The sequence below is a fragment of the Pseudoalteromonas sp. 3D05 genome (genome assembly GCF_002723455.1).
Taxonomy (GTDB): Bacteria; Pseudomonadota; Gammaproteobacteria; order Enterobacterales; family Alteromonadaceae; genus Pseudoalteromonas.
This window is the reverse complement of the sequence record NZ_PDUS01000020.1, coordinates 20951-46071: the sequence shown is the minus strand read 5'-3', so window position 1 is coordinate 46071 and position 25121 is coordinate 20951. Positions and strand designations below refer to the sequence as shown.

At 40.5% G+C, this 25121-nt stretch carries 23 protein-coding genes; 10 read left to right on the top strand and 13 right to left on the bottom strand.

Features of this window, described 5'->3' with window-relative positions; translation table 11 throughout:
• Positions 1-25: 25 nt before the first annotated feature.
• Positions 26-715, top strand: a complete 690-nt coding sequence (locus tag CSC79_RS16875) for a response regulator transcription factor (RefSeq protein WP_099296917.1) — start codon at positions 26-28, stop codon at positions 713-715.
• A gap of 10 nt (positions 716-725) precedes the next feature.
• Positions 726-2021 carry a HAMP domain-containing sensor histidine kinase gene (locus tag CSC79_RS16870; RefSeq protein WP_099296916.1) on the top strand — a complete coding sequence of 432 codons (1296 nt, stop codon included), beginning with the start codon at positions 726-728 and terminating at the stop codon, positions 2019-2021.
• A gap of 220 nt (positions 2022-2241) precedes the next feature.
• Here CSC79_RS16870 and CSC79_RS16865 read toward each other — a convergent pair whose 3' ends face one another.
• From CSC79_RS16865 to CSC79_RS16840, 6 genes are all read right to left on the bottom strand, one after another.
• The gene (locus tag CSC79_RS16865; RefSeq protein ID WP_099296915.1) at positions 2242-2913 is read right to left on the bottom strand and encodes a hypothetical protein; all 672 of its coding nucleotides are present in this window, start codon (positions 2911-2913) and stop codon (positions 2242-2244) included.
• Positions 2914-3033: 120 nt separating this feature from the next.
• A complete protein-coding gene (locus CSC79_RS16860) occupies positions 3034-3171 on the bottom strand; it encodes a DUF2256 domain-containing protein (RefSeq protein ID WP_099296914.1) in 138 nt (45 codons plus the stop codon).
• 117 nt (positions 3172-3288) lie between these two features.
• Positions 3289-3843 carry a zf-TFIIB domain-containing protein gene (locus CSC79_RS16855; protein ID WP_099296913.1) on the bottom strand — a complete coding sequence of 185 codons (555 nt, stop codon included), beginning with the start codon at positions 3841-3843 and terminating at the stop codon, positions 3289-3291.
• A 183-nt stretch (positions 3844-4026) separates the two neighbouring features.
• Positions 4027-4185, bottom strand: a complete 159-nt coding sequence (locus CSC79_RS16850; protein ID WP_099296912.1) for a DUF2256 domain-containing protein — start codon at positions 4183-4185, stop codon at positions 4027-4029.
• The gene (locus CSC79_RS16845; RefSeq protein WP_099296911.1) at positions 4175-5689 is read right to left on the bottom strand and encodes a deoxyribodipyrimidine photo-lyase; all 1515 of its coding nucleotides are present in this window, start codon (positions 5687-5689) and stop codon (positions 4175-4177) included. Before CSC79_RS16845 ends, CSC79_RS16850 begins: the two co-directional genes overlap by 11 nt.
• 2 nt (positions 5690-5691) lie before the next feature.
• Positions 5692-7005, bottom strand: a complete 1314-nt coding sequence (locus tag CSC79_RS16840) for a DASH family cryptochrome (RefSeq protein ID WP_099296910.1) — start codon at positions 7003-7005, stop codon at positions 5692-5694.
• Between the two features lie 193 nt (positions 7006-7198).
• Here CSC79_RS16840 and CSC79_RS16835 point away from each other — a divergent pair, with 193 nt between their 5' ends.
• Both CSC79_RS16835 and CSC79_RS16830 read left to right on the top strand, forming a co-directional pair.
• On the top strand, positions 7199-7747 hold the full coding sequence (locus tag CSC79_RS16835) for a flavin reductase family protein (protein ID WP_099296909.1): 549 nt from the start codon (positions 7199-7201) through the stop codon (positions 7745-7747).
• A 115-nt stretch (positions 7748-7862) separates the two neighbouring features.
• Positions 7863-10496: a TonB-dependent receptor gene (locus CSC79_RS16830; RefSeq protein WP_099296908.1), complete on the top strand. Its 2634-nt coding sequence runs from the start codon at positions 7863-7865 to the stop codon at positions 10494-10496.
• 50 nt (positions 10497-10546) lie between these two features.
• On the opposite strand, the gene CSC79_RS16825 is transcribed toward CSC79_RS16830, so the two are convergent.
• On the bottom strand, positions 10547-11929 hold the full coding sequence (locus CSC79_RS16825) for a VCBS repeat-containing protein (RefSeq protein WP_099296907.1): 1383 nt from the start codon (positions 11927-11929) through the stop codon (positions 10547-10549).
• Between the two features lie 212 nt (positions 11930-12141).
• On the opposite strand from CSC79_RS16825, the gene CSC79_RS16820 reads away from it, so the two are divergent.
• Positions 12142-14064: a S9 family peptidase gene (locus CSC79_RS16820; protein ID WP_099296906.1), complete on the top strand. Its 1923-nt coding sequence runs from the start codon at positions 12142-12144 to the stop codon at positions 14062-14064.
• A 66-nt stretch (positions 14065-14130) separates the two neighbouring features.
• Here the strand turns inward: CSC79_RS16820 and CSC79_RS16815 are convergent, their stop codons facing one another.
• Positions 14131-15429: an MFS transporter gene (locus CSC79_RS16815; RefSeq protein ID WP_099296905.1), complete on the bottom strand. Its 1299-nt coding sequence runs from the start codon at positions 15427-15429 to the stop codon at positions 14131-14133.
• A gap of 21 nt (positions 15430-15450) precedes the next feature.
• Positions 15451-16287, bottom strand: a complete 837-nt coding sequence (yghU, locus tag CSC79_RS16810; RefSeq protein ID WP_099296904.1) for a glutathione-dependent disulfide-bond oxidoreductase — start codon at positions 16285-16287, stop codon at positions 15451-15453.
• Positions 16288-16709: 422 nt separating this feature from the next.
• On the opposite strand from yghU, the gene CSC79_RS16805 reads away from it, so the two are divergent.
• Positions 16710-17747 (top strand): endonuclease/exonuclease/phosphatase family protein, encoded by a 1038-nt coding sequence (locus CSC79_RS16805; protein WP_099296946.1) that lies wholly within the window; start codon positions 16710-16712, stop codon positions 17745-17747.
• A 248-nt stretch (positions 17748-17995) separates the two neighbouring features.
• On the opposite strand, the gene CSC79_RS16800 is transcribed toward CSC79_RS16805, so the two are convergent.
• A complete protein-coding gene (locus tag CSC79_RS16800) occupies positions 17996-18325 on the bottom strand; it encodes a stress response translation initiation inhibitor YciH (protein WP_099296903.1) in 330 nt (109 codons plus the stop codon).
• A 143-nt stretch (positions 18326-18468) separates the two neighbouring features.
• Between CSC79_RS16800 and CSC79_RS16795 the strand changes: the two genes are divergently transcribed.
• The 4 genes from CSC79_RS16795 to CSC79_RS16780 all read left to right on the top strand — a co-directional run bounded on the left by CSC79_RS16795 (position 18469) and on the right by CSC79_RS16780 (position 22419).
• Positions 18469-18774 (top strand): STAS domain-containing protein, encoded by a 306-nt coding sequence (locus CSC79_RS16795; RefSeq protein ID WP_099296902.1) that lies wholly within the window; start codon positions 18469-18471, stop codon positions 18772-18774.
• On the top strand, positions 18774-20420 hold the full coding sequence (locus CSC79_RS16790) for a fused response regulator/phosphatase (RefSeq protein WP_099296901.1): 1647 nt from the start codon (positions 18774-18776) through the stop codon (positions 20418-20420). Before CSC79_RS16795 ends, CSC79_RS16790 begins: the two co-directional genes overlap by 1 nt.
• A gap of 68 nt (positions 20421-20488) precedes the next feature.
• Positions 20489-21148 carry a GAF domain-containing protein gene (locus CSC79_RS16785; protein ID WP_099296900.1) on the top strand — a complete coding sequence of 220 codons (660 nt, stop codon included), beginning with the start codon at positions 20489-20491 and terminating at the stop codon, positions 21146-21148.
• A gap of 80 nt (positions 21149-21228) precedes the next feature.
• On the top strand, positions 21229-22419 hold the full coding sequence (locus tag CSC79_RS16780) for an amino acid aminotransferase (RefSeq protein ID WP_099296899.1): 1191 nt from the start codon (positions 21229-21231) through the stop codon (positions 22417-22419).
• Between the two features lie 330 nt (positions 22420-22749).
• On the opposite strand, the gene CSC79_RS16775 is transcribed toward CSC79_RS16780, so the two are convergent.
• The 3 genes from CSC79_RS16775 to CSC79_RS16765 form a co-directional block, all read right to left on the bottom strand.
• Positions 22750-23583 carry a Tim44-like domain-containing protein gene (locus CSC79_RS16775; RefSeq protein WP_099296898.1) on the bottom strand — a complete coding sequence of 278 codons (834 nt, stop codon included), beginning with the start codon at positions 23581-23583 and terminating at the stop codon, positions 22750-22752.
• A gap of 179 nt (positions 23584-23762) precedes the next feature.
• A complete protein-coding gene (locus tag CSC79_RS16770) occupies positions 23763-24542 on the bottom strand; it encodes a DUF3379 family protein (protein ID WP_099296897.1) in 780 nt (259 codons plus the stop codon).
• Entirely contained in the window at positions 24542-25099 is a 558-nt protein-coding gene (locus CSC79_RS16765) for a sigma-70 family RNA polymerase sigma factor (protein ID WP_099296896.1), read from the bottom strand. The genes CSC79_RS16770 and CSC79_RS16765 overlap by 1 nt, the downstream gene beginning before the upstream one ends.
• Positions 25100-25121 lie beyond the last annotated feature (22 nt).

Below are 25121 nucleotides of genomic sequence, written 5' to 3'. Positions count from 1 at the left end.
TATTACAATCAAAAGGGTGACTCTTGTGAATGATCAGTCGTTGTATATTCTGGTTGTTGAAGATCAACAAAGCATTGCTCAAAATATTGCAAGTTACATGGAAAGCAAAGGCCATGTTTTGGATTTTGCCAGCGAAGGCAAATTAGGGTTGTCATTGGCGTTAGCGAACCCTTACGATGTGGTTATATTAGATTTGAACCTACCAGGCATGGACGGACTTGCGGTATGTGAAACGTTACGTGCGCAAGCGCAGGCCCACGTACCAATTATAATGTTAACAGCACGAGACAGTATTGACGACAAAATATCAGGATTTAAAAAAGGCGCGGATGATTATTTAACAAAACCTTTTTCACTGGAAGAGCTGGAGGTACGTTGCTTTGCGTTGTCGCGACGACACTTATTGCAAACCAGTGATGTGCTTACATTTGATACACTTATAATTGATAGGAAAAAACAGCACGTCACACGTGCAGATAAAACGCTTGAGCTCAATAGCATGGGGTATCGGATCCTCACTATATTAGCGCAGGAATACCCTCAGGTAGTGAGCCGCTCTAAGTTGTCGCAAAAATTATGGGGGGATGAACCCACCGAATCAGATGCGTTACGATCGCATATTTACCAACTCAGAAATACAATAGACAAGCCGTTTGAATACCCAATGATCAAAACCATCCATGGTATTGGTTTTGTGTTAGACGTAAAAAAGTAGGTGTTATTTGATGAGTAAGCACACACTAAAAAATTCACACACTCGACCCATTAAATTTCATCGTTTAAGTAAAAAAATAGTGCGTCAATTTTGTTTGATTAGCTTGATAACCTCAGCTCTGTGGGGTGGGTTAAGCTTTACGCTACTGTATTTTGTTGAAGATGAATATATCGAGCGTGAGGTAAAAAAAGAGGCGCATTATTTACAGCTTAATTATGCGCAAACGGGTACGTGGGTGTCACCTCGCATGAGTCATATGCAGCTGGTTTTTACACCCAATGATTTACCCAAGGATATACATGCTCAGTACATTGCCAACCCAAAAGGAAGGGAGTTTTTTGGTGAGCAAGGGCGGCATTACCATATATTTGCACTGCAAGCAGATGCCACACCATTACTTGTAGCACAGGTGAGTGATATGCTAATCATCAGGCCTTATGCCAACGGAGCACTGAGGTTGATGTTGATACTAAGCGCTGTATTAGTGGTGTTAACTTTTTTTGTTTCATGGCTACTCGGTAGAAAAACGGCACTGCCATTAAAGAAGCTAACAGATTTAGTGCATGGTGTTGAACCCGATAAAGTGCCCGCTAAATTTGCGGCGCAGTTTCCAAACAATGAGATAGGGTTGTTGGCACAGACACTCGAAGACACCATGGTGAACATTAATAAAGCGATTACTCGCGAAAAGTGCTTCACACGCGATGTAAGCCATGAGTTAAGAACCCCCATCGCGATTATAAAAAACGCAGTTGAAGTGTATCGTACAACACACCCTGACGATGCGAGTAATCCAGTGATTAGTCGTATATCGCAAGCATGCACTCAAATGGAGCAAACCGTGGTTACGTTGTTAACCTTAGCACGGCAAGAGCATACTGATGCGGATAAACACAACGTAAAGTTATTACCCTTAATTGAGCAGGCGGTTATTGATCATAGCCACTTGATTAATAACAAGCCAATAGACGTTAAAGTGCATGATAATTGCGATATTAGCGTGATGGCGCAACCGGGTATGGTTAAAGTGTTACTGGATAATATTATTGGCAATGCATTTCAATATACAACACAAGGACAGGTGAGTATTGAAGTACGGGGTATGACATTAATTGTTGCAGATACCGGGCCTGGTATTGAACAAAGCATATCAGCAAACATAACAGACGCCTTTGTGAAAGGGGAGCAAAGCACAGGCTATGGCTTTGGTTTATCAATAGTTAAGCGATTATGTGAGCATCAAAATTGGTTATTCAAAACAGTTAATAACCAAGGGACTGAAATTCATATCACGTTAACTCAATAACGAGTGTTGCGATAAATGCGATCTAGGAGTCGTGCTTTTAAGTTTATCGCCGGCGCGTTTAATTATGGGGGAATGTTCATATTGTTATTGTCAGTAATCACAATATCAGCGGTGATAATTGAGGAAGTTTCGGGCTTATCATTAAGGGCTAAATTTAAAACCCTTTTAACACCAAGTGTAAGCAATGGTGTTAAAAGGGGTCATTGAGAGACGACTCTCATCAATAGTCACATGCCATAGACCACTTTATATCACTATCACTGTTAGTTCCTGTACTGGCACAGCGCCACTTATTGTGCATGCTAAGCATAAACGTTTCTAACAGGTTCTTATACAACAGCGTATTTTCTGTTTTATAAGGGTTTGCAGTCATTCCTACAGAAACGCCCCCATTAGGTGCTTTTGTGAAAATAATGTCGTCAATCACTTTACAACCAGTACTGTCTATTGCGCATACATCCACAGGCGAGTCGGCTTCTTTTCTAACCATCATAATAGGTGGCTTTTTTGAATCAGCAGACATTAAGTAATGTGTAATCGCCTCAGTGCGTTGAATACTGAGTGTTGAAGAGTCTTTTGTTGGTAATAGGGAGTTAAGCCAAGTAAGCATTGAATACATCATGGTTGTATTTTTATACGTATAAATTTCATTGCGTTGTACTGATGCCACAAAATCATGGACTTGGTTGTTAATTGACTCTGAGTCATCACAGTTATTTAACGAACAGTCTTGTATAAAGCCAACAACACTCGGATTTTTAAAATGGCCGACCAATAATAGTTCAACTTCATTTTTATTGCGGTCTTCAAAGAAGTACTTTGTAAACGCAGCATTTGCAGACAGTGAGTAGGTCAGTGTAAAAACGATTAAAAATAGACTTAGTAACTTCATAATCACTCCTTGTTAAGAATTATGTTACTCCATGTTTTTGCTTTGAAATATAGCTTCAACTGGTTGTACCTAAAATGTAACATCTTGGCGTAATAAAGCAAGGTTGATTTTTTGTTCACTTTACTTTGAATTACGCCGACACCGCTCTGAGCAATAAATTACGTTGTCCCAGTCCCGTTGCCATTTTTTGCGCCGGGTAAAATCACGCTTGCAAACGGGGCAGGTTTTTTGCGGTAAATGTAATTTCTTATGCGCCATTGTTACGCTTCTTTTTAGTGTTTTTTGGCCGCGGTGTAACGCTTACATGGGCTTTGAGGTAACTTTACTGCCAATATTATCTTAATAATGGCAGTATAATTTTGCTAAATTAAGATATTACTTCTCTGCGGAGTATGGATCTTCGGCTAATAAATAGGCTCTTAAATCAGCTTTTTGCGGCTGTGCATTCAACCATTCCCTGAGCTCTTTTACTTTTGCATAAGTGTCATTGCTAAATTTATCAGCATATATGTCACTAAAGTTTTGCTTGGTACTTTGCTCGCGAATTTGGTTTTGCCATTGTTGTGTTACTACTGCGTTCAGTGTACCAGCTAAGCCTTCTTCTTTTAGTAATTCCCACTCACCCGCATCTAACCAGATACCACCTACCGGTGCACTGTAATCTATACGGTGGTCAGTTGATGATGAAATACGAAATTTCCGCATAATGACACCTGATACCGGGCAAATTAATGCTTTTTTAGTGTCTGTAGCGTCGGCTTCGAATGAGATGTTCTCAGCAAATGCAAAGTTTGGATTACGCTCTTTCCAAGCTGCAAAGTCTTCGATTAGTATCCAGTGGCCATTACAGTGCGTGCATGTATGCGAACGAAATTGACCTTCAATAAAACTAGGTTTAAGTAACCCTTTACCACAACTTGTACAATTCATAGTGTCCCTTAATTTATATTGTTACTTGAAGAGCTTATATGCTTAAAATTATTATAAGCCGCTAAAGAGCATCGCATAATTTAGTTTTTATTTGCGTTCAAGTTTGATTGCGACAACGGCCGCACTAAGAAGTTTTATGTTACCGTATTTTAAGAGGTGATAACAAAGCTTTGTTATGTTTAGTTAACTAGTTGAATTTAAAAAAGCCTGCTTGATTTTTTTGCACCGCTGCGAGCAATAAATTACTTTGTCCCAGTCCCGTTGCCATTTTTTGCGCCAGGTAAAATCACGCTTGCAAACGGGGCAGGTTTTTTGCGGTAAATGTAATTTCTTATGCGCCATTGTTACGCTTCTTTTTAGTGTTTTTTGGTCGCGGTGTAATGCTTACATGGGCTTTGAGTATCGCTGGGATAGCCCGTTGTACATCGCGCCGTTCACGGTATTGCCACAGCCTATCGCGCGCTTCTTTTGAGGCTTTTGTTAAATCCACCATAGGCTCGGGGTAGTCTTCGCCTATTTTAAAGTCGTTAAATAACGCTTCCATTGGCGTTTGTTGCCATGGTTCATGTAAGTATTCTATGGGCAGCTTTTCAAGTTCTGGGCACCACTTTTTTATAAACTCGCCATGTGGGTCTTGATCTTCAGATTGCTTAATTGGGTTGTAGTGGCGAATGGTGTTGATACCGGTCACTGAGGCTTGCATTTGTATTTGCGGATAGTGAATGCCCGGTTCAAAGTCTAAAAAGTAGTTAGCTAAGGGGAAGCTCGCTTGCTGCCAGCTTATGTTTAAGTGGTGGGTCACAAAGCTGACCAACATGGCGCGCATTCTAAAATTAATGTAGCCGGTGTGTTTTAAGCAGCGCATGCAGGCGTCAATAATCGGCACGCCTGTTTGCCCCTGGGCCCAACGCTGTATATCGCCTGCGACCTTATCGTCATCGCGGTAGGGAAATTGATGATACCCCGGATTAAGCGCTTTAAATTCCATTGAACATTCACTTTCAAACTTTTGCATAAAATGGCAATGCCAATGTAAGCGCGAGACAAACGCCGCTAGTGGGCGCTTCCAGCCTCGTTTGTCAGAGTGTTTTGAGTCATATGCATCGATTGCCTTTTGGTACACTTGCTTAAGGCTAATGTTGCCCCACGCTAAGTAAGGCGAGAGCCTAGAGCAATGGGTTTGGCTTAAACTGGGGCTTGAAATACCTTTTTGATAGCCTTTGCCTCTACTTTCAAAAAAACTTTGCATGACTTGCTGTGCTTCCAACGCACCGCCAATTTGAAAGTGTGGATGTTGCTCTATGTAGCTATCGGGTAACGTGGGCATTTGGTAATCATTTAATGCCACCGCATTGACGTTTTTCCAGTTTGGAATAGCAATAGGGCTATGCATGTATTGATGCCAGTGTTCGTTCCAGCCCTTACGGCTTTTAGCCCCGCGTATAACCCCACCGGTAGGAAACTCAAGCCAGTTTATTGCATGGTATTTACACCATTTTTTAACCGCTTTATCGCGCTCAAACGTGTTATTTAAGCCAATTTCTTGATGGCTCAATAAGCTAACAATTTCAAACTGGTTGTTTAATGAATCGAGTAGCTCATCCATAGGATTGTTAAACAGATAAACGCGGGCATTAAAGCGCGCGAGTTGTTTATTCATTTCAATCAACGATTGATAAACAAAACGCCAATGACGCTCGTTATAGTGAGCATCATCAAGCAGCAGCGGCTCAAAATTATAAATAAGTAGGGTTGGCAGTGCGCTGTCAAACGCGTACTTAAGTGGCTGATGATCAGATAAACGTAAATCTCGTTTAAACCAGACTAAATTAACCTTTTCGCGCATTATTAACTGCTTAATGGCCAATCTGCAGCATCAGCAGAGTCTATGCTATAAACCTCATCACCTCGCCAGCGCTTAATAAAGGTATTTTCGGGATCATAAGTGTGAGTTTGTTTAACTAAGTTAAAATGCCTGCCAGAGCGAGGATCAGCGCCCACCCCAGCAAGGTATTGCCAGTTGCCCCAGTTTGCTGCCACATCGTAATCAATGAGTTGTTGTTCAAAGTAAGCCGCACCAAAACGCCAATCCAATTTGAGCTCGTTGACTAAACAGCTGGCAACCAGTTGTCGTCCACGATTAGACATGTAGCCCGTTTTATTAAGTTGTTTCATACAGGCGTTGACAATGGGGTAGGGGGTAGTGCCCATGCACCATTGTTTAAAGCGTCCAGGATAAAAACTTGTGAGTGGTTTGTTTGAACTTATGCCGCTAAATGCAAATAATTGCTGGTCATAGCGCGCACTATAAAGCTGAAAATATTCACGCCAAAGTAGCTCAAAGTAAATCCAGTAAGTTGAATCATTCGCGCCGTGTTGTTGCTCATATTCTTGCAGTGCGTGCATGATTTGTCGCACCGACACATTACCATTGGCAAGCCAAGGCGAAAATTTAGTTGAATTTGCCATGCCATCGAGGGCATTACGAGTCAGTTTATATTCGCTCGGAGCTGAACTTGAAAAGTACTGGTTAAGATGGTTTTTAGCTGCTATTTCACCCGCATCAAACTCACAGTTTACCTGTTCAATCTGAGGCAAAGATTTAGGCCAAGGTACCGGCGCAATTAACGGTGGGGGGAAATGGCTAGGTCTCTCAACCGGTGATTTTATCGAGAGGTTTGATGATTCTACCTTTTTACGAAATTTACTGAATGTTGACGGCAACTCACTTAAATCAAAAGGTAATTGATGTATGTCATATAAGGTAAATGTATTGCTTTGTTTAAGTGTAATCTCGCTGTATTTATCAGTGATTGCACTGAGTGATTGCCGTTCGTATAAGCCAACTTGGTCGCTACAGTAAATTACTCGGGTATTATGATGAGAGTAATAATGATCAATCACTTCCAGCGGCGACTTAAAATAAACAACTAAATGTTGACCACGCGCGTTCAGCTGGCTGTTTAATTGGTGCAGTGATTTGACTAAAAACGCCCATCGTTGCCCTCCCAAAGCTTGGCAATTAAACCGATTGCTTTTAAACCACTCAGGATCAATGCAATAGATAAAGCTGATTGATGAGCTTTGTTCACATGCACGCCGTAAAAGCACGTTGTCTGATAACCGTAGGTCGTGAGTGAACCAATATACAGAGTGTGTCATATAATAAACTTGCCATTAGGGTTTTATTAATCCATTTTATTTCAATACGTGACAAACACTGAACGCGTTTAATACGTATGACTTTTTTATTTTTATTAACATTAAATATTAACATTAAAGCGAGCGATACGTGTTTATAGATTTAACTCACCCTCTTGAAAAACCAACTATCTAAAGTCAGTTAGTAGGCGGTATTACTCCTCGCCCAATTGCGTGGGTAAGTACGCTTAGTGCTGATGGCGTGGCAAATATTGCGCCTTATTCATTTTTTACTGTAGCAAGTGTGAACCCGCCTGTATTGAGTGTTACCCAGGTTAACCCCGGTGAAAAGCGCAATAAAGATACGCTAAACAATCTGTTGGCGAGCAAAGAGTGTGTGGTTAATATTGTCAGTGAACAGCAAGTGGAGCAAATGAACCAAAGTTGTGCAAACTACTCACCTGAAGTCAGTGAATTTATAGCTGCAAATATCGAGTCCACAGCAAGCCAAACAGTAAAACCTTTAAGTGTCGCGTCATCAAAAGTTCGTTATGAGTGCACCCTTCGCGAGGTGATTACCATTAGTGAACAATCAGCTGGTGGGCAAATGATGTTACTTAATGTAGTGGGAGTTTATATTGACGATACAGTACTTGTTGATGGTTATATTGATCCAACTGCTTTAAAGAGTGTTGGTAAAATGGGCGGTAATGATTTTGCCACCACACAGCAGTTATTTAGCTTAGCTCGGCCTCAACTTTAATGTTAAACCTATTAGTATAGTTTTTATCCTGCGACAATTTGTCACATTTTCAATGTTCCTAAAACCTTTATCATAAGCGGCTATTTTTAAAATAAAAAAACTTAATGGCCGTATTATGAAAAACTTCTTGGCACTTTCAGCCATCTCCCTTGCATTAATCCATAGCCAAGCCTTTGCGAATAACCAAAATGAAAGTATTGAACGCATTCATGTGACGGGCTCTCATATTAAACGCACTGATTTTGAAAGTGCCAGCCCGGTAACGGTTATTGATGCTGCGCAGATTGCTCAGACAGGCATAGTAAATGTGGAAGACTTACTACAGCGTATGTCCTTTTCTGCGGGGGTTGCAGGTAATGCCACTAACGCATACTGGACCAGTGGGGGCTATGGCACAGCTCAAGTAAATTTAAGAGGGATGGGCATCAAACGTACTCTTGTACTACTCAATGGCCGACGTGTTGTAAACGGAGGAACCGGTGCAAATAGTTCAGTCGATTTAAACATGATCCCCACATCAATTATAGAACGCGTTGAAGTTCTTAAAGATGGTGCATCGGCTATATATGGTGCGGATGCAGTCGCGGGGGTGGTTAATATTATCACTAAAACACAACTAGATGGCGCAGAGTTTACCGCTAAAATAGGTGCTGCCGATGATGGTGAAGGGCAAAGCCAAGAGCTGAGTTTTAATATAGGCGGTGAGTTTGAACGAGGCCATTTTTTTTTTAGTGCAAGCTATATAAATACCGAAGCAGTCAGGCAGTCAGACCGAATTGATTGCGCTAAAAATGAAACGATTAATGATGATGGTAGTAGCCAGTTAACATGTTTTGGCAGCGCAACAACGGCTGGTGGGCGCGCTTTATTAGCAGATGGCAGTAGCGTGCAGTTTAATCAAGACCCAAATAGTGATGGTAATAGCTATGAAGCTTATGACTCAGCTAAACATGGGTTTAATTATATCAGCTACTTAAATGCTGTTAACCCAAGTGAGCGGGTAAATGTATCGACCAATTTTACCTATGAGCTGACCGACAAGTTAAATTTATTTACCGAAGCGCAGTACAGCAATCGTCAATCTGAGCAGATTGTTACGCCGCGTAGTATCAGTGGCATCATGGTGTCAAAAGACTTTGCTTATAATCCGACAGGGCAAGACTTAGAAATAACAAGGCGACGCAATGTTGAGCTTGGCGCCCCGTACTTTTTCCAGGAAACCAATACTACACGTATTGTTGTTGGCCTTGATGGGGTTTTAAATAATGATTGGACTTGGCAGCTAGCTTATAACTATGGTCGTAATACAGGCACTGATGGCTGGACGTTTGATCAAGATATTAGCAAAGTGGCCAATACGCTCGATGACAGTATTTGCAGTTACGAAAGTGCTGCTGTTATTCCCTGTGGAGATTGGTTTGGTGTGGATGAATTAAGCCCAGAGGTGATAGATTATGTAAAATATCGCCGAGAAGGTAATGGAGGCAATGAATTAAGGTCGCTTACTTTTAATTTATTGGGCGATTTAATTGAGCTGCCAGCAGGGGCGCTTGCTTTTGCCGCAGGGCTCGAAAAACGTGATGAAAGTGGCTGGCGTAACCCGGATTCAACTGTTCTTGCAAACGGTGGTGAAGATGCCATTGATGGTAGTTACTCAGTTACAGAGGGCTTTATAGAGCTTGCTATCCCTGTACTTGATAGCGTTGAGGCGCAAGTTGCTACGCGGTACTCAGATTACAGTACGTTTGGTAGTAAATTCACTTATAAACTGGGCCTAACATGGCAAGTTGTTGATGGTTTAATGCTGCGCGGGGTTAAATCTACGGCGTTTAGGACACCAATGATCACTGAGCTTTTTGGTGGTACAAATGCTGAAAACCTGCGCACTATTGACCCGTGTGAAAACGCGGCGGGTGATATTGCTACAAACTGTTTAGCAGCTGGTTTACCTGCTGATTTTGTTCAAGATGGTACAACGGTGCGTACCTCAGTTGGTGGAAACCCAAATGTAAACCCAGAATCAGCAGACACACTCACCCTAGGTATGGTGTGGCAGTCTAGTGCTATTGAAGGCTTATCGACTACCGTTGATTATTTTGATATCGAAGTTGAAGATGCCATTACCTCAGTCAATGGTTCTGATGCGCTAAAGCTATGTTATACCGATCCCGAGGTTTACAGTGCTTACTGCGATACATTCACTCGCCACTCTGTGACAGGTCAAGTTAACTCCTTAAGCCAACGTCCAGTAAATGCAGCATTTGAAAAGGTCAGTGGGGTTGATTTTAACGCGCGCTACAATACCGAGTTGTTTGGTTTAACTAGTCTGTTTGAATTAGATGCCACACGCTTGCTAAAACACGAAACAACCCCGTTTGCAGGTCAAGCAACTCAAAGTTTATTAGGGTATATAACTGAAGATCAGGGAAGTTACACCAAGTGGCGCGCTAATTTAGGCATGAGCGTTAAAGCAGATACCTGGTCGGCACATTACGCGATGCGTTATATCGGCACCGCAGATGATGTTAATGGTGGTGGTCCAATTGGTAGTGCAGTACCGAGTATTATTTATAATGATATTCAAGGGCGTTACTTTATTAGCCAAAACATATCATTATCGATGGGAATTGATAACATCTTTGATAATAAAGCCCCATTTTTAACATCATGGAATGACGCCAATACGGATGTAATGACCTACGATTTACTCGGTAGGCGAGGCTACTTAAAGCTCAATATTAACTTTTAGTTGTTAAGCCAGATACACATTTATGTATCTGGCTATTTTATTGTTTTAGTTTAATTAATAACTGTTTTAATCGTGCTGGTGCCATCTTCGTCGGTAAATTTAAACACGAAGTCTTTTTTTGCATCATTATTTATATCCAGCAGTAGGATGTTGTGGTTTTTTTCAGGTAATTTGTGTTTGATTTTCTTGCGTTTGCTACTGAGTAAGTCGTCGCCTCCACCATAGTAAACAGAAAGTGTTTTACGGCCGCTTTTATAGATGGCATCAAGCTTGTTATCACCATTTATATCACCTAAAAGTAGTGGTTTGAGTGATGAGTTGTTAGACATTGAAAGTGGCATCTCTACTTCAAAATCGGCATTTGGGTCTTCACTAAATTGACCGCTTGTGAGTTGTTTATGCACAGAGAACTCAACATCTACCTCGGTATCGCCTCCGCCCATTGCCATCGATGCAATGGTGCCAAGACCAAAATCGATATTAAATAGCTGTAAGTCCATCAAGCCATCGTTATCAAAATCTTCATCAAACTTTATATTACCTATCATACTGGTTTTAGGTAGTTTGAACGCTTTTTGTGCAAAGCCGCCAGCGGCTAAACCCATATGAAGTTGACGGTGAACGGTTGCACTCATCGCATCCATACCATCAACGTCGGGCACTCTTTTGGTAATAAGATCAACAAAACCGTCGTTATTTATATCCAGCAGTGATTCAATTTCAAGAGTTTCACCATCCGGTGTTTTGCCAAGTTGCATGTTGAAGTTTAAATAGGAGGTGTTTTGTGCAAAACCAGTTTCATTGGCCAGTAATACTTGGGCGTTTTTTTTGTTTGAAAATACTAAGTCAGTCAGGCCGTCTTGGTTTAAATCGATGACTTGTGGAGCAATACTAATATCAATATCTAATTTAAATCGACTGGATCTAAAGTCACCCTTAAATTGAGCTTGTTTAGTGAAAGTATGCGCGTTAAATTTCCCTTGTTGATCCTGAATATACAAGGTGTTCGTTTCAATATCTGGCAATAGAATATCGCTTAAACCATCTTTATTGGCATCAATGATAAAGTTTACTTTAGTGAATTTATCACTTTCTAAACGGTTTAAAACGGACTCATATTTGAATAATAAAACGCTTTTATCTTTTTCACTGAGGTAGACCCCATCAGTGGTCAAAATTAAAGCTTGAGGGTGTTGCTTATTGGCAAGTATCGCCGTGTCAAAGCCCAAAGAATGCTGTGGCAGTGTGAGCATATAATTAAGGTTATTCGCTAAATCCACTTGCGCCAATTGCTGTAACTCATCGTTATAGGCAAATGCCATTGAGGTGTCTGTGGTTATTAATTCATTGTTTGTTTTAATAGCAAGTTGTTGACTTGCAAGTACAAGCGGCGATGCGAAGAGAATTGACGTGGCTAAAAATGTTTTGAGCATATTTAATTCCATTTAATTTTAATCGTTGGTAATTTTTGTAAATGTATTATTAACAATCAAGCTGGTTTTACAATCTTAGTTTTGTAAGCAAGTGTAATAAATTGCAGTGATGCTTGGGTAACATACGCAGGGAGTGAACAACTAACATCTGGAAGTTCCCATTATGGTTATGTTAAAATTGCTAATACAAAAATTATTTAAATGGACTTTCCATGAAGTTTATACTTCCTGCTTTGTTACTAATACTGAGCTTCACGGCGTTAGCTGGCCAAAAAACAGCATTACCTGTTGAATCATTTGCATCGCTCAAAGCTTTTAGCCAATTAAAGCTCTCTCCCAATGGTGAAAACCTTGCTTTTGTTCGTAACGTCAATGGTGAATTGGTGTTAATGGTTTATGACCGAAAAAAGAAAGATTTCACACCAATCATTCGCTCTGATAACCACACTATTTTCTTTGATTGGTACACCTGGGCTAATGACGAGGTTTTGTTGCTAGGGGCACGTTACATAAAGCGTGAGTTTGGTGGGCCAAAATACTCATCAACACGCATGTATGCCTACAATATAAAAGAGAAAGAAAACGTTAGACTTGCTATAAAACCCAATTCTAGTCGCGATGAACGCCAGCCTCAGTTTGGCGATCAAGTGATCAGCTTTTTACCCGAACGAAAAGACACTATTTTAGTTCAGGGGGATTACGATATAGCAAACACGCCTGCGGTGTATGAGCTTAATTTAAATACTTTCCGTAAGAAAAAAGTGCAGCGTGCTCGAAGCAAAGTAACTAGCTGGATTGCTGATAGGCAAGGCAATGTGCGCATTGCAATGAAAATGGATGAAGATCAATTTGAATATATTTTATATATCGAAGACAGAGCAAAGCGTAAAACGTTATTTAGTTTTAGCGCATTTAGTAAAGAGAGTGTGAGTATTTTAGGGTTTGATAAAAACCCTAACATTATTTATTACACCGCACTTAAAGATGGCCGTGACGCTTTGTATAAAATGGATTTAACCACCAATAAAAACGAGTTGCTCTTTAGTGATGAGAATTATGATTTTGATGGCTCTATCTTTTATTCTTCATTGACGAATAATGTGGCTGGATTTACCCATTCTCAACTTGAGGATGGAGTACGCTATTGGGATGAAGACTTAAATAAACTGCATACGTCTCTTCGCTCAGTGTTGCCCAGTGAAAAGTTTGATTTGGATATTATTGATACCAGCCATGATCAGCGACAATATGTCATTTACTTAACTGGTGATGACAGTGCTGGTACGTACATGTTAGGTAACCGCGACAGTGGCGAGCTGGTGGTATTTGCCAATGCCTACCCAGATATTGATAGCACTGTTTACACTGATAAAAAACACATTAGTTACAAAGCCAGAGATGGACTGACCATTGAGGGCTACTTGAGCTTACCTGTGGGTTATAAAGCAGGAGATAAGTTGCCGACCATCGTGTTTCCGCATGGTGGGCCAATGGCACGTGATTATGCCGGGTTTGATTATTGGACTGCACTGTTAACTTACAATGGGTATGCGGTTTTGCAACCTAATTTTAGAGGCTCAAGTGGTTATGGGCATGACTTTATGATGGCCTCGGTGCAAGGGTTTGGTAAAGAAATGCAAGATGACCTGCAAGATGCCGCACTTTGGTTAGTCGATGAAGGTATCGCTGATAAAGACAAAATTTGTATCGGTGGCGCAAGCTATGGTGGTTATGCAGCATTGATGGCAGTCGTTAAGCACCCTGAAACATTTAAATGCGCAGCAAGCTTTGCAGGTGTCACAGATTTGGAATACATAGTTTCAAAAGCGCGTTATTTCACTAATAAAGAAATTGTGCGCAAGCAATTTGGCACCGACGATGATGAGCTTGAAAAATACTCGCCTGTTAACTTTGCAAAACAAATTAACCGTCCAGTGCTATTGGTGCATGGTTCAGATGACAATATCGTTTCTGTGTATCATAGCCAAGAAATGGAAGATGAACTCAGTGATGAAGATAAAGAGGTCACTTATATTGAACTTGAAGATGGCGATCACTATTTATCACACCAGCCTTACCGAATTAAAACGTTGCAGGCGTTTCTAGATTTTTTTGATAAACACTTAAAAGATTAGTAAAAGGCGACCTCGGTCGCCTTTTTGTTTTAGTTAGCTAATGCAACCTAGTTTTTATTGTCAGGGTTAAGTGTTGGGCAGTCGCCAAGCACTTATAGCTCCAACTAAACCAAGTAAACTGTAGAATAAAATTAGTTCAGCGGTTGATAAATAAGCATTGAGCAGGCCCACACTTCCTAATATAAGTAATACAAGTCCGATCACCGTATTGCTGACAGAAACATAATCAGTGCGTTTATTGCCTTGAGCCATGTCGACTAAATAGGTTTTACGACCTAGCCTAACACCTTGGTGAGCAACTGTGAGGAAAAAGTAGCACAACGGTAATAGCCAAAACTCATCTAATGCTGACGGATTAAAGCGGGCGATTAGATAAACAGCTAGGCCATTTAGAGTAACTAAGAGTGCGGCAAACACCAATACACGCTGACTAGATAAATCACTTAATCTTCCCCATATAGGCGCTGACACTAGGCTTGCTAGCCCTGATAAAGCCATGAAGGTAGCAAGTAATGAAAAGTCGAACGCTTGCTCGCTTGCTAGCACAATATAAAACGGTGCACTTAAAGCGGAACACAGTAGCAGTGCGCGAGTAAAAACAAAATGAGCAAACTGTTTATCTTCATACAGTAAGGTCAATTTTGATAAAGCATGCATCAATCCATTTTTAGCGCCTTCAGTTGCACCAGCATATTCTTTAATTTGGCTGTACGAGAGGGCGGCAAATAGCCACATAACAACGGCGAGCATAAGCGCAATATACACGCCATTTTCAAAGCCTAGAGTTTGTAAATACCATAAACCAAGTCCAAATGTTAGGGCGGCAAAGCCTGCAAAGCTAGCTGCAAGGCCACTTATGTTACCTCTTTGTTGTTTAGGGATCACCTTGCCAAGTACGTCTTTGGAGGCAATCGAATTAAATCCACGGGCAAGGCTAAGTACGATAAGAGACGCAATGATTGCGTATCCTGCGGTATGACCGGTGAGAGTTAAAGCGCTCACAAGCATGGCAACAATACAGAGCGCTTGAACAAGCGCACCTACAACCCAAACCCACTTCCTAACTTTGCACTGCCTAATTACATTGGCGATTGCAAGTTGCGGGAGCATGGAGCCAGACTCTCTTATCGGCACTAGCCATGCGATGAAGCTGCTGGGTACGTTTAGGCTTTGTAATAGCCAAGGCAACGTCACTTTTGGATTTAGTAAAGCATCAGCAAACTTACTAAACAGCTGGCTAACCAAAAGAGTAATAAAGTTACCGGGTACGACTTTACAGGCATTTTCGTCAATGGCTTTACATGCTCTGGCGTCTTCCGTGTTACTAAGTCTTTGGTATACTTCTTCTTTACTGAGCTTTTTCATACAAAAATTTACTTACACAATTTAAAAATCATCTTTACTGTGGCGCTCTGCGAGTTGATCTTCCTCTGGGCCCCAAGTGCGATTTACGCGGATGCCTCTTTTTACTGCTGGGCGGCGCTCTACTTGTTTAGCCCAACGTAATACGTGAGTGTATGACTCAACGTCTAAAAACTCAGCGGCATCGTACAATTTACCTAATACTAAATTGCCATACCAAGGCCAGATAGCAATATCGGCAATTGAGTATTCGCTGCCTGCCATGTAATCGTGATCGCTTAAATGACGATTTAGCACATCTAGTTGGCGCTTAACTTCCATGGTAAAACGGTCAATTGGGTATTGCATTTTAAAAGGTGCGTACGCGTAAAAGTGACCAAATCCGCCGCCTAAATACGGTGCAGATCCCATTTGCCAAAATAACCAGTTGCGACATTCTGTTTTACTCGTATGGTCGCGAGGTACAAGCACATCAAACTTTTCAGCTAAGTACTGTAAAATTGCACCTGACTCAAAAACACGCGTTATTGGTGAAGTACTGTGGTCCATTAATGCGGGTATTTTTGAGTTAGGGTTTGCACTAACAAATCCAGATGAGAATTGATCACCATCACCAATTTTTATTAAATAAGCGTCGTACTCAGCCTCATTAAAACCGCGCTCTAAAAGTTCTTCGAGCATTATTGTTACTTTTTGGCCGTTAGGGGTGGCTAACGAGTATAGTTGCAAAGGGTGTTCACCAATGGGTAAATCTTGCTGGTGAGTTGCGCCAGCGATTGGGCGATTTGTTTTAGCCCACTCGCCACCATTGTTCGCGTCCCACTTCCATACTTGAGGCGGGGTATAATCGTTATCACTCATCAGGAATCCTTAATCGTTGCTAATAAATTTGGGGTATTAATTTTATTACGTGTTACTTATCCTAAATGATCAGTTTGACCAAATAAAGCAGGCCAGAGTAGCCATTACAGAATTTAACTTGAACTTTAGATAACAAAGTTACTTGCAACGGCTATTTCAATCGCCAGCTACGTTAGGTTTACGTCTACAAACAAGCTGGTAGCACGTAAGTTTATGCTATTAACTTTGTGTCTTAGCTTCAGTGTTCAGGTTACTGACTGTAATGAATCAGTATTGCATTTTTATGTTGACCTTTTAGCATTAAATTTTGATTTTTAAACGAGTAGGTGTTTATTATCCAGTGTCATTCAATACAACAGGGCTTTACATCTGTGCAAACCAGAGAAGATGCATCAAGTGATATTGGTCACAACTTGCTAAAAGTGGCAACGTTTAATTTATTTAATTATCTTGAGCCGCCGAATGCTTTTTATGAGTTTGAGCGAATTTATACTGTGCAGCAATGGGCAAAAAAGCAACGTTGGATTACTGATTATCTAAAGCAACATCAACCTGATGTTATTGGTTTTCAGGAAGTGTTTAGTATTGAATCACTTAAAAGCCTGTTATATGAAGCCGGCTATGCCTATTTTGCCACAGTGGATGAACCGCAGGTGGTAGATGACTTTATCTATTCACGTCCTGTCGTTGCTATTGCGTCATTTTACCCTATTACTAACATTAAGGCTGTGCAACATGATCGCAACTTAGCACTTATGTTAGGTTTAGATGCTAATTTTGAATACAGCCGTAAAGTGCTTCGAGTAACGGTTGATTTACCACACCTAGATGAAACGGATTGCTATGTTGTGCATTTAAAGTCGAAACGCTCTACCATCGACATTGCACAGCATAATGATGTTACGCCAGAAAAATGTATTATTGAGCATCTACGTGCGAGCATTGCAGGGAGTTGGGGAGCAACAGTACAGCGTGGCAGCGAAGCCACACTGTTAATGTCAGAAATAATTTCTCGACGGGAAAGTTCACAAAACCCGGTTATATTAATGGGTGATTTTAATAATAATCTTACTGATGGCGTGTTAAGTAATTTACTGACTAATAGTTTACGGTTTGCACCAGCCATTGACTCTAAAGCTTTTCTCGCAAAATACTGCCTTAACGACGCATGGGATTTGTATGTTAACTCACTGGCTAATAATGCTTTATGGCATGAAAGTGGTCCGAGGGTTGATAAAGCCATACCAACACGCACACCCACACACTATTTTGGCGCAAACAGCTCGGTGCTTGACTATATTTTATTATCATGCGAATTCGATGCTAGTTACCATGATAGCTTTTATGACGTTGTTGCATACAATACATATGACCGACATTTAATAAACCCAGATTTTGATATTGATGATCAAAGCACAGATCATGCTGTTGTGATGGTTACTTTTGCTCTAAGAAGCTAAAACTTGCAGCAGGCTGTTTGGTATTAGCAAGTGTTCTATGGTTGTTCTAAATAGTTGATATCGCAAGATTAACACCAAATAAATGCTGTCAGAAGGGTTCTACCTAGGCGATTAATCTGTTCATAGTTTGAACAAGTTTTAATCCGCAAAGGTCAACAAGCCCTCGTTAGAATGAGAGCAATGGCGCTCATAATTTAATAGAGACGGTCTCTTAATTTTATAAAACCATAATTGAGCGCCCATGGAGACTAGCCTCCAGCGATTTTCACCTTAAACTTTAAAGCTTCTAAAATGGCTTTTAGCTTTTCACGGTCATCGCCTTGCACTTCAATCACCCCATCTTTCACAGCACCGCCTTGACCCATTTTACTTTTGATAGTTTTCGCTAATTTTTTAAGGTCATGTTGTTCACTATCAAGACCAACTACAAGCATAACACCTTTACCTTTGCGGCCTTTGGTTTGACGCTCGATGCGTAAAGCACCGTCTTTAAATACCTTAGAGGCGATTTCTTTACTTGCTTTAGGTTGGTTAATACGACCTGTTTCTGTTGAATAAACGAGATTGTTATCACTCATGCTAAACCTGTTATGAAAAAATAGACTTCTGTGGCATGCATGATAACAAATTTCTGCTAACCTGCTTTTATTTTTGGCGTATATGGACGTATGCGTTTATATTAACAATTAGAACGGATTATGTTTTCAATATGGAGTAAACAATGAGTTTAAGTAAAGCACTATCGAGTGACGGAAAAATATTAACAATTCAAATAAAAGGTAAATTCGATTTTAATCTAGTGCAATTGTTTCGCCAAGCCTATGCCGACATTGGCAATAGTACTGATAAAGTGGAAATTGATTTGCGCGAAACAGATTATATGGATAGTTCAGCTTTAGGGATGCTACTGAATATGAAAAAAACACTGGGTAGTTCTGTAGACTCAATCCGTATTAGCAACTGCCAACCACAACTAAAGAAAATATTACAAATATCACGGTTTGATAAGAAGTTTGATATTGACTGATGCGCATCCTCGTTGTTGATGACCAAAAGCTTAATCGGGATTTGCTCAAGATCATGCTTGAGCAACAACATTATGATGTAGTAACAGCCTGCAATGGTATTGAAGCACTTGAAGTGCTTGATAGTGGCCCTGTTGATATCGTGCTTTTAGATGTAATCATGCCAGAAATGGATGGCTATGAAACAGCCCCCAAAATAAAGCAGCGCAGTAAAGACGTTTACCTTCCTATCATTTTTATTACTTCTTTAGATGATAAAGAAAGCTTTGAGCGTTGCTTGGCACTCGGCGGTGATGATTTTATTCATAAACCATTTGATAAAATAATTTTAACAGCAAAAATAAAAGCACACAGTAGAACTCGTAAGCTTAGTCTCGAAGCGCAAAAACAAAATAGATTATTGGAATACCACAACAATCAAACAGAACGTGAACACGACATTGTTGAGCATATATTTAATAATGCACTTGAAAACCAACATGACTTTCCAGATAACATCGACTTTCATTTATCGCCAGCCTCTATGTTTAACGGAGATGTGTTCTTAGTTGCGCAAAGCCCAATCGGTAGCTTGTATTGTATGCTTGGAGATTTTACCGGACACGGGCTCGCGGCTGCAGTGGGAGCTCTGCCAACCTCTAAAGTGTTTTACACTATGGTTAATAAGGGGATGGCGGTCAGTGATATAGCCAATGAGATAAACACATTATTGGTCAAATTGCTGCCAGGTAATATGTTTTGTGCTGCCACAATTATCGAGCTTAGTAGCTCTGGGAAAAGTGTTTCTGCTTGGCTGGGTGGGTTACCTGATGCTTATGTTATAAATCAACACGGTAACGTGCTTAAAACCTTAGAGTCACAACACATGGCGCTGGGTATATTAGAAACGCATGAGTTTGAACGTGAGCTGATTCATTTTGAAGTAGACAGTACGATGAGAGTTGTATTGGCCACTGACGGAATTATTGAAACAACAAATGATAAAGAAGAGTATTTTGGTGAGCACCGCTTTATAGACTTGCTGGCCGAGAAACCGAGCATTTCATGTGATGACATTATTCATCATGTTACTCATTTTGCACAAGGCGAAAAGCAACAAGATGATTTAAGTATTGTGTTGTTTAATTGCCTGCAAATACCTCAACAAAAAGGCGAACAAGAAAGTTATTCACCACTGCCATTTAATATGTCTTTAAGTTTGAATTCGACGCAAATAAAAACCACTGATCCGGTGCTTGAAATCGTCGATGTATTAACTCGAATAAGTGGCTTGAGAGCACATCGTTCGGATATATTTTTGCTTTTGTCTGAGGCCTACAATAATGCGGTTGATCATGGGTTACTCGGCTTAGATTCTGATATAAAAAACCAAGAAGATGGTTTTTTAGAATTTTATCAACAACGCGAAGCAGCCCTAAACAGTTTGCAAGGTGCGATGATCATCGTAGATATGCGTTACTGCCCAACCAGTTTATGTCTTTATTTTACTATTTGTGACTCGGGAAATGGCCATAAGAGTAGTGCTAGTGACGGAATGAGCTTATCAAGAGAGCATGGCCGTGGTATTTCTTTATTAGAAGAAATAGCAGAGCATGTGACTTATAACGCCTCCGGAAACCAAATAGAAATGTGTTATAAACTAACTTAGGTACAAAGCTGGTCTACAAATAAATCACATGTTACTATTTTGCTTTATTTGGATGTTTGGACGGCTAGATGGTTTCTTCTTATTTATCTCATGCACAACTTAATGTGCCTCAACAACTAGTGTCTTTGGAGCTTGCAAAGCTAGAAGATTTTTTGGTTACTAGCCAACCCTCAGCTGTTCGCTGGGAGTATCAAATACCTGAACTTGGTGAAGGAGGAGCATGTAGTTTATTTGGTCACCTTCAGGATGAACCATTTAAACTCACCGATTATCTGGCTGAAGATGCTCAAACGAGGCAAAAGCTGGCTCAGTTACAAAGCGTAGTTGATTATGTTGTTGAGAAAACGGGTGTTGACTGGTTTGGGATATATCAAAACACCCAAACCGAAGAGGGAGTGCAATTACTTAAGCTGGCTTATTTTGGGGCACCCAGCCGACCTCTTTTTCCGTTAACAGAGCAATTTGCTAGTGGTAGTAATAATGTTCAAGTTGCTATGAGCAGTAAAGGCCGAGTGATCAATAACGTGGAGCAGTATTTAGCGAGCGGCGGAGAATATTACACATGTGATCCTAAAGTGAAATCAGAAGCCTGTTTACCGCTTTTTGATGCGCAAAATAACTGTGTAGGGATTGTAGATGGTGAAGCATTTAAAAATGATTTTTTCACTGATCAAACGCTTGCACTATTAATTGCGTGCTGTATTAAAATTCCTCACTTTTTAGTGTAAATAACACTAGTCATTCTAGTGAGCTTTTATGTTAAGCTAAGTACAACAGCTAACCCCTAAATAACGATAAGAGATAGTCAATGTTCTCAGTACTAAAACCATTACCAACAGATCCTATTCTTGGCCTTATGGCGGCCTATAAGCAAGATACTAACCCAAATAAGATTGACTTAGGGGTTGGTGTTTATAAAGATGAGCAAGGTAACACACCCGTATTAACTGCCGTCAAAAAAGCAGAAGCATTTCGTTTAGAAAACGAGACGAGTAAATCGTACATTGGTCTGGCTGGCAACTTAGATTACTGCCAAAAAATGGAAAGCCTTCTATTAGGCGAGCACCAAGCTTTATTGGCTAATCGCGTTCGTACAGCGCAAGCACCAGGTGGAACAGGTGCTTTACGTGTTGCTGCTGAGTTTGTTGCACGTTGTAATCCTGAAGCAACTATTTGGGTTACTAACCCTACCTGGGCTAATCATATTAGTTTATTTGAAGCTGCGGGTTTAACTGTAAAAGAATACCCTTATTACGATTATGAAAACAAAGATTTATTGTTCAATGAAATGATGGACACGCTTAAGCAAGTACCAAAAGGTGATGTTGTACTTGTGCATGCTTGTTGTCATAACCCAAGTGGTATGGACTTAAACGAAGCACAATGGAAAGCTGTTGCAGAGCTTGCGAAAGAAGTCGGCTTTACGCCACTTGTTGATATCGCTTACCAAGGTTTTGGTGCAAGTCTTGAGCAAGATGCAAATGGCTTACGTATCTTGGCTGATGCAGTGGATGAGTTGATAATTTGTTCTTCATGTTCTAAAAACTTTGGTTTATACCGTGAGCGTATTGGCGCATGTTCAATCATCGCTAAAGATAGCAAATCTGCTGATATATCAAACTCAGTTATGCTGAGTGTTGTACGCAGCATTTACTCAATGCCGCCAGCGCACGGTGCAGATATTGTTAACACTATTTTAGGAAGCACAGAGCTTACTCAAGAATGGCACAGCGAGCTTGATGAAATGCGTAACCGTATTAATGGTCTTCGTACGTTGATCAAAGATAGCTTAGCGGCAAAAGATATTGACCAAGACTTCTCATTTATTGACCGTCAGAATGGTATGTTCTCATTCTTAGGTATTAATAAAGAGCAAATAGAGCGTTTACAAAAAGAGTACGGTATTTACATCGTTGGCTCTAGCCGAGTCAATGTCGCTGGTATAAGCCAAGCAAATATTGACTACTTTGCTAACGCTGTGGCTGACGTTTGTAAGTAATACCGTGTAGGTAATACAATAAAAAACCGCACTTCATAATATGAAGTGCGGTTTTTTTATCTATACCCAAGCGACCTCAAGATGCGAGCGTCGTTGGAATTAAACGCGATTTAGGCAAGGCATTGATTGCAGATAATAGTGATTCTATTATTAAAATCAATAACGCAGTATAAATCGCTTTTAAACCAACACGTAGAGCGTTTCACAAAGACTTAGTCCCATCGTTGTTCCTTCTTCAAAGGGACTGCCATGCTTGCAAAGTAACGCTTTGATATTAAGCCCCTGTGAAATGCTGAATTCTGCCTCTTGATGTTGTTTGGGTATAATAAATTATGCGTCGATTAAATCTTCAACACCGACGATCAACCAAGGTGAATCATCGCTAGTTGCACGTTCTAAATGCCAGATCTCTAAAATTGCATGCTCTTCTTTATCACCTAAGTCGCGGTACTTACCTTTAAAGCGAACACTTACTTGCCATTTTTGTGCGTCAGTGTCAGCGCGTACGAGCTCTGCATCAATAAACATCACTTCTGTTGCTACGCTCTCAATCGCTTCACGTTCTGCTTTAAATTCTTCAACAAGCTCTGGGCTTAGGTATTCTGCCATTGTGCTAAAGTCAGCATTGTTCCACGCTGTTTGTAGGGTGTGGTAATGGCTACGAGCACCTTGTAGAAAGCCACTAGTGTCAAAGTTAGGTGGAAGGTTAAATGGCACATTGCTTGTTTGACCAAAACCAGTTGAACTGGCTTGAGCAGTATCGTTTTGCTTCATTTGTGGGGTATTTTGCCCAGCGTGAGCATAAGCCGGGGTATTTTTACGGCGTATAATACCTATCACTATTTTAAAAATAATAAACCCAATCGCTGCGAGTAACAATATTTCAAATAGTTGCATACCTTCAAAGTCACCGCCCAGCATCGCGGCAATCAAACCGCCCGCTAATAGCCCACCAAAAATACCGGCCATGATCCCTTTCTTGTTTGATTTAGGCTTAGTGGCGGGGGCAATTGTCTTTGTATCAGTTTGTTGTTTTTGTGCTGTTTGTTGAGTTTCTGGTGTTTTACCACGTTTTTTACTACCAAACTTTTTACGCGCTTCTACATCAAAGCTTGTAGTAAATAACAGTGTCAGTAAAGACAAAATAACAATCAGGTTTTTCATGAATATCCTCAAAAAATTTAGAAAGCAGATTCTAAATCAGTTCAATGATTGGATAAATAGGTACAAGTGGAAATGGCATGAAAACTAAACGAACAGGGCGCGTTTGCTGATATTTAACACATTTGTAGATTGAAAAATGCTCTGCTGCCACTTTAAATAAGTGGCAGCAATATTGGTTTTTAATGCAACCAGCGGATGGCACTATTAATACGGCTAGTATATTGGTCAACAGGCGCGCCTAAACTAGCCACTAAGATCGTATCAGCGTCAGGGCCGCGATCAATATGACCTGCAAAACGCTGATCGCTAAAATCATTGTCGCCAATACCGAAAGACTGCGCTTTAGACGGTACAATAAACACGGTCATTGGCCCATAGTCAGATTCGAATACTAAGTGTAAACCACGTTGACCTTTAAAATCGCAAAACATTAAATAAGTCACCTTACCTGGTAGCTCATCTAATTTTCCACCGAGTTCGGCAAATTTTTCGTTTACAGTTTGTAGGCTTATTTCGTTAGTTTTTTCCAGTGAGTTAATCTCATGGTATATGTGTGTCAGTGCATGTTCTCCAGCACCATATGCAACGTTATGCTCGCTACTGGTAAAAAAGAAAGCACCAATAGCGACAAGTAATGATGCCGCCATAGCGAGTGGTGTACCACCAAGTTTAAACCGCGATTGTGCATTGATAACGTTATCTTCAGCGGCCTCATTTACTTGGCTTTCGTTACTAGGCGTATTGTACTCATCGTTAAATTCGGGTGTATTAGCCAAAATACGATCAGCCAACCCTTTAGGCACGGGAATATCCAATGCTTGAGTTAATGAATCATCAAGTTCTTGCATTTGCTCGATGAACTGTTGATGTTCAGGATCTTGTTTTGCATAGTCAGCAATATCCTGCTCCTCATTATGAGGTTGTGCGATTACTCGGCGACGAAACTCGAGATCATCCATTATTTTGATGCCCCTTTAAGTTGTTCATCATTACGGCTAAGTGCCTCTTTCAGTTGGTTTCTTGCACGGAAGAGGCGAGTCATAACCGTGTTTTTATTTAAATCTAATATATTAGCTATTTCTTCCCCTGAGCAGCCCATGACTACTTGAAGTAGTAACGGCTCTTTGTATTCATCAGGTAGTTTAGCTATTTGACGCTGAACGATTGCTTGCTCTACTTCATCATCTAGCGTTACGCTTTTTTCATCGACCAGCGTATCATTTTCTACATCGCTGTAATCAAACTGTTTTCGTTCAAAACGTCGTGCATTTTCACGGCGCAAAATCGTTAATAGCCATGGTTTAGCTGCTTTTTGGTCTAATAATGAATCAAGCGCACGCCAAGCACGTAAAAACGTTTCTTGGACAAGGTCTTCAGCAATATTAGGGTCGCGACATAACCAATAGGCAAAGCGATATAATTCGCTATGATAAACATGAACAAGTTTTTCATAGCGTGCTTTTTTCTCTGTCATATCAACTAAGACCTGACTTTTAGAATTATTATTTCCCGGCATAAGCTCTTTTTTATATTAAGGA

Excerpts from the sequence above, each read along its gene's own strand:
- CSC79_RS16800 (WP_099296903.1), bottom strand. The coding sequence starts at position 18,325 with ATGAGTGATAACAATCTCGTTTATTCAACAGAAACAGGTCGTATTAAC.
- CSC79_RS16775 (WP_099296898.1), bottom strand. The coding sequence starts at position 23,583 with ATGAAAAACCTGATTGTTATTTTGTCTTTACTGACACTGTTATTTACT.
- CSC79_RS16825 (WP_099296907.1), bottom strand. The coding sequence starts at position 11,929 with ATGCTCAAAACATTTTTAGCCACGTCAATTCTCTTCGCATCGCCGCTT.
- CSC79_RS16790 (WP_099296901.1), top strand. The coding sequence starts at position 18,774 with ATGCGCATCCTCGTTGTTGATGACCAAAAGCTTAATCGGGATTTGCTC.
- CSC79_RS16860 (WP_099296914.1), bottom strand. The coding sequence starts at position 3,171 with ATGGCGCATAAGAAATTACATTTACCGCAAAAAACCTGCCCCGTTTGC.
- CSC79_RS16815 (WP_099296905.1), bottom strand. The coding sequence starts at position 15,429 with ATGAAAAAGCTCAGTAAAGAAGAAGTATACCAAAGACTTAGTAACACG.
- CSC79_RS16840 (WP_099296910.1), bottom strand. The coding sequence starts at position 7,005 with ATGACACACTCTGTATATTGGTTCACTCACGACCTACGGTTATCAGAC.
- CSC79_RS16855 (WP_099296913.1), bottom strand. The coding sequence starts at position 3,843 with ATGAATTGTACAAGTTGTGGTAAAGGGTTACTTAAACCTAGTTTTATT.
- CSC79_RS16820 (WP_099296906.1), top strand. The coding sequence starts at position 12,142 with ATGAAGTTTATACTTCCTGCTTTGTTACTAATACTGAGCTTCACGGCG.
- CSC79_RS16845 (WP_099296911.1), bottom strand. The coding sequence starts at position 5,689 with ATGCGCGAAAAGGTTAATTTAGTCTGGTTTAAACGAGATTTACGTTTA.
- CSC79_RS16795 (WP_099296902.1), top strand. The coding sequence starts at position 18,469 with ATGAGTTTAAGTAAAGCACTATCGAGTGACGGAAAAATATTAACAATT.
- yghU (WP_099296904.1), bottom strand. The coding sequence starts at position 16,287 with ATGAGTGATAACGATTATACCCCGCCTCAAGTATGGAAGTGGGACGCG.
- CSC79_RS16765 (WP_099296896.1), bottom strand. The coding sequence starts at position 25,099 with ATGCCGGGAAATAATAATTCTAAAAGTCAGGTCTTAGTTGATATGACA.
- CSC79_RS16850 (WP_099296912.1), bottom strand. The coding sequence starts at position 4,185 with ATGGCGCATAAGAAATTACATTTACCGCAAAAAACCTGCCCCGTTTGC.
- CSC79_RS16865 (WP_099296915.1), bottom strand. The coding sequence starts at position 2,913 with ATGAAGTTACTAAGTCTATTTTTAATCGTTTTTACACTGACCTACTCA.
- CSC79_RS16785 (WP_099296900.1), top strand. The coding sequence starts at position 20,489 with ATGGTTTCTTCTTATTTATCTCATGCACAACTTAATGTGCCTCAACAA.
- CSC79_RS16830 (WP_099296908.1), top strand. The coding sequence starts at position 7,863 with ATGAAAAACTTCTTGGCACTTTCAGCCATCTCCCTTGCATTAATCCAT.
- CSC79_RS16780 (WP_099296899.1), top strand. The coding sequence starts at position 21,229 with ATGTTCTCAGTACTAAAACCATTACCAACAGATCCTATTCTTGGCCTT.
- CSC79_RS16870 (WP_099296916.1), top strand. The coding sequence starts at position 726 with ATGAGTAAGCACACACTAAAAAATTCACACACTCGACCCATTAAATTT.
- CSC79_RS16770 (WP_099296897.1), bottom strand. The coding sequence starts at position 24,542 with ATGGATGATCTCGAGTTTCGTCGCCGAGTAATCGCACAACCTCATAAT.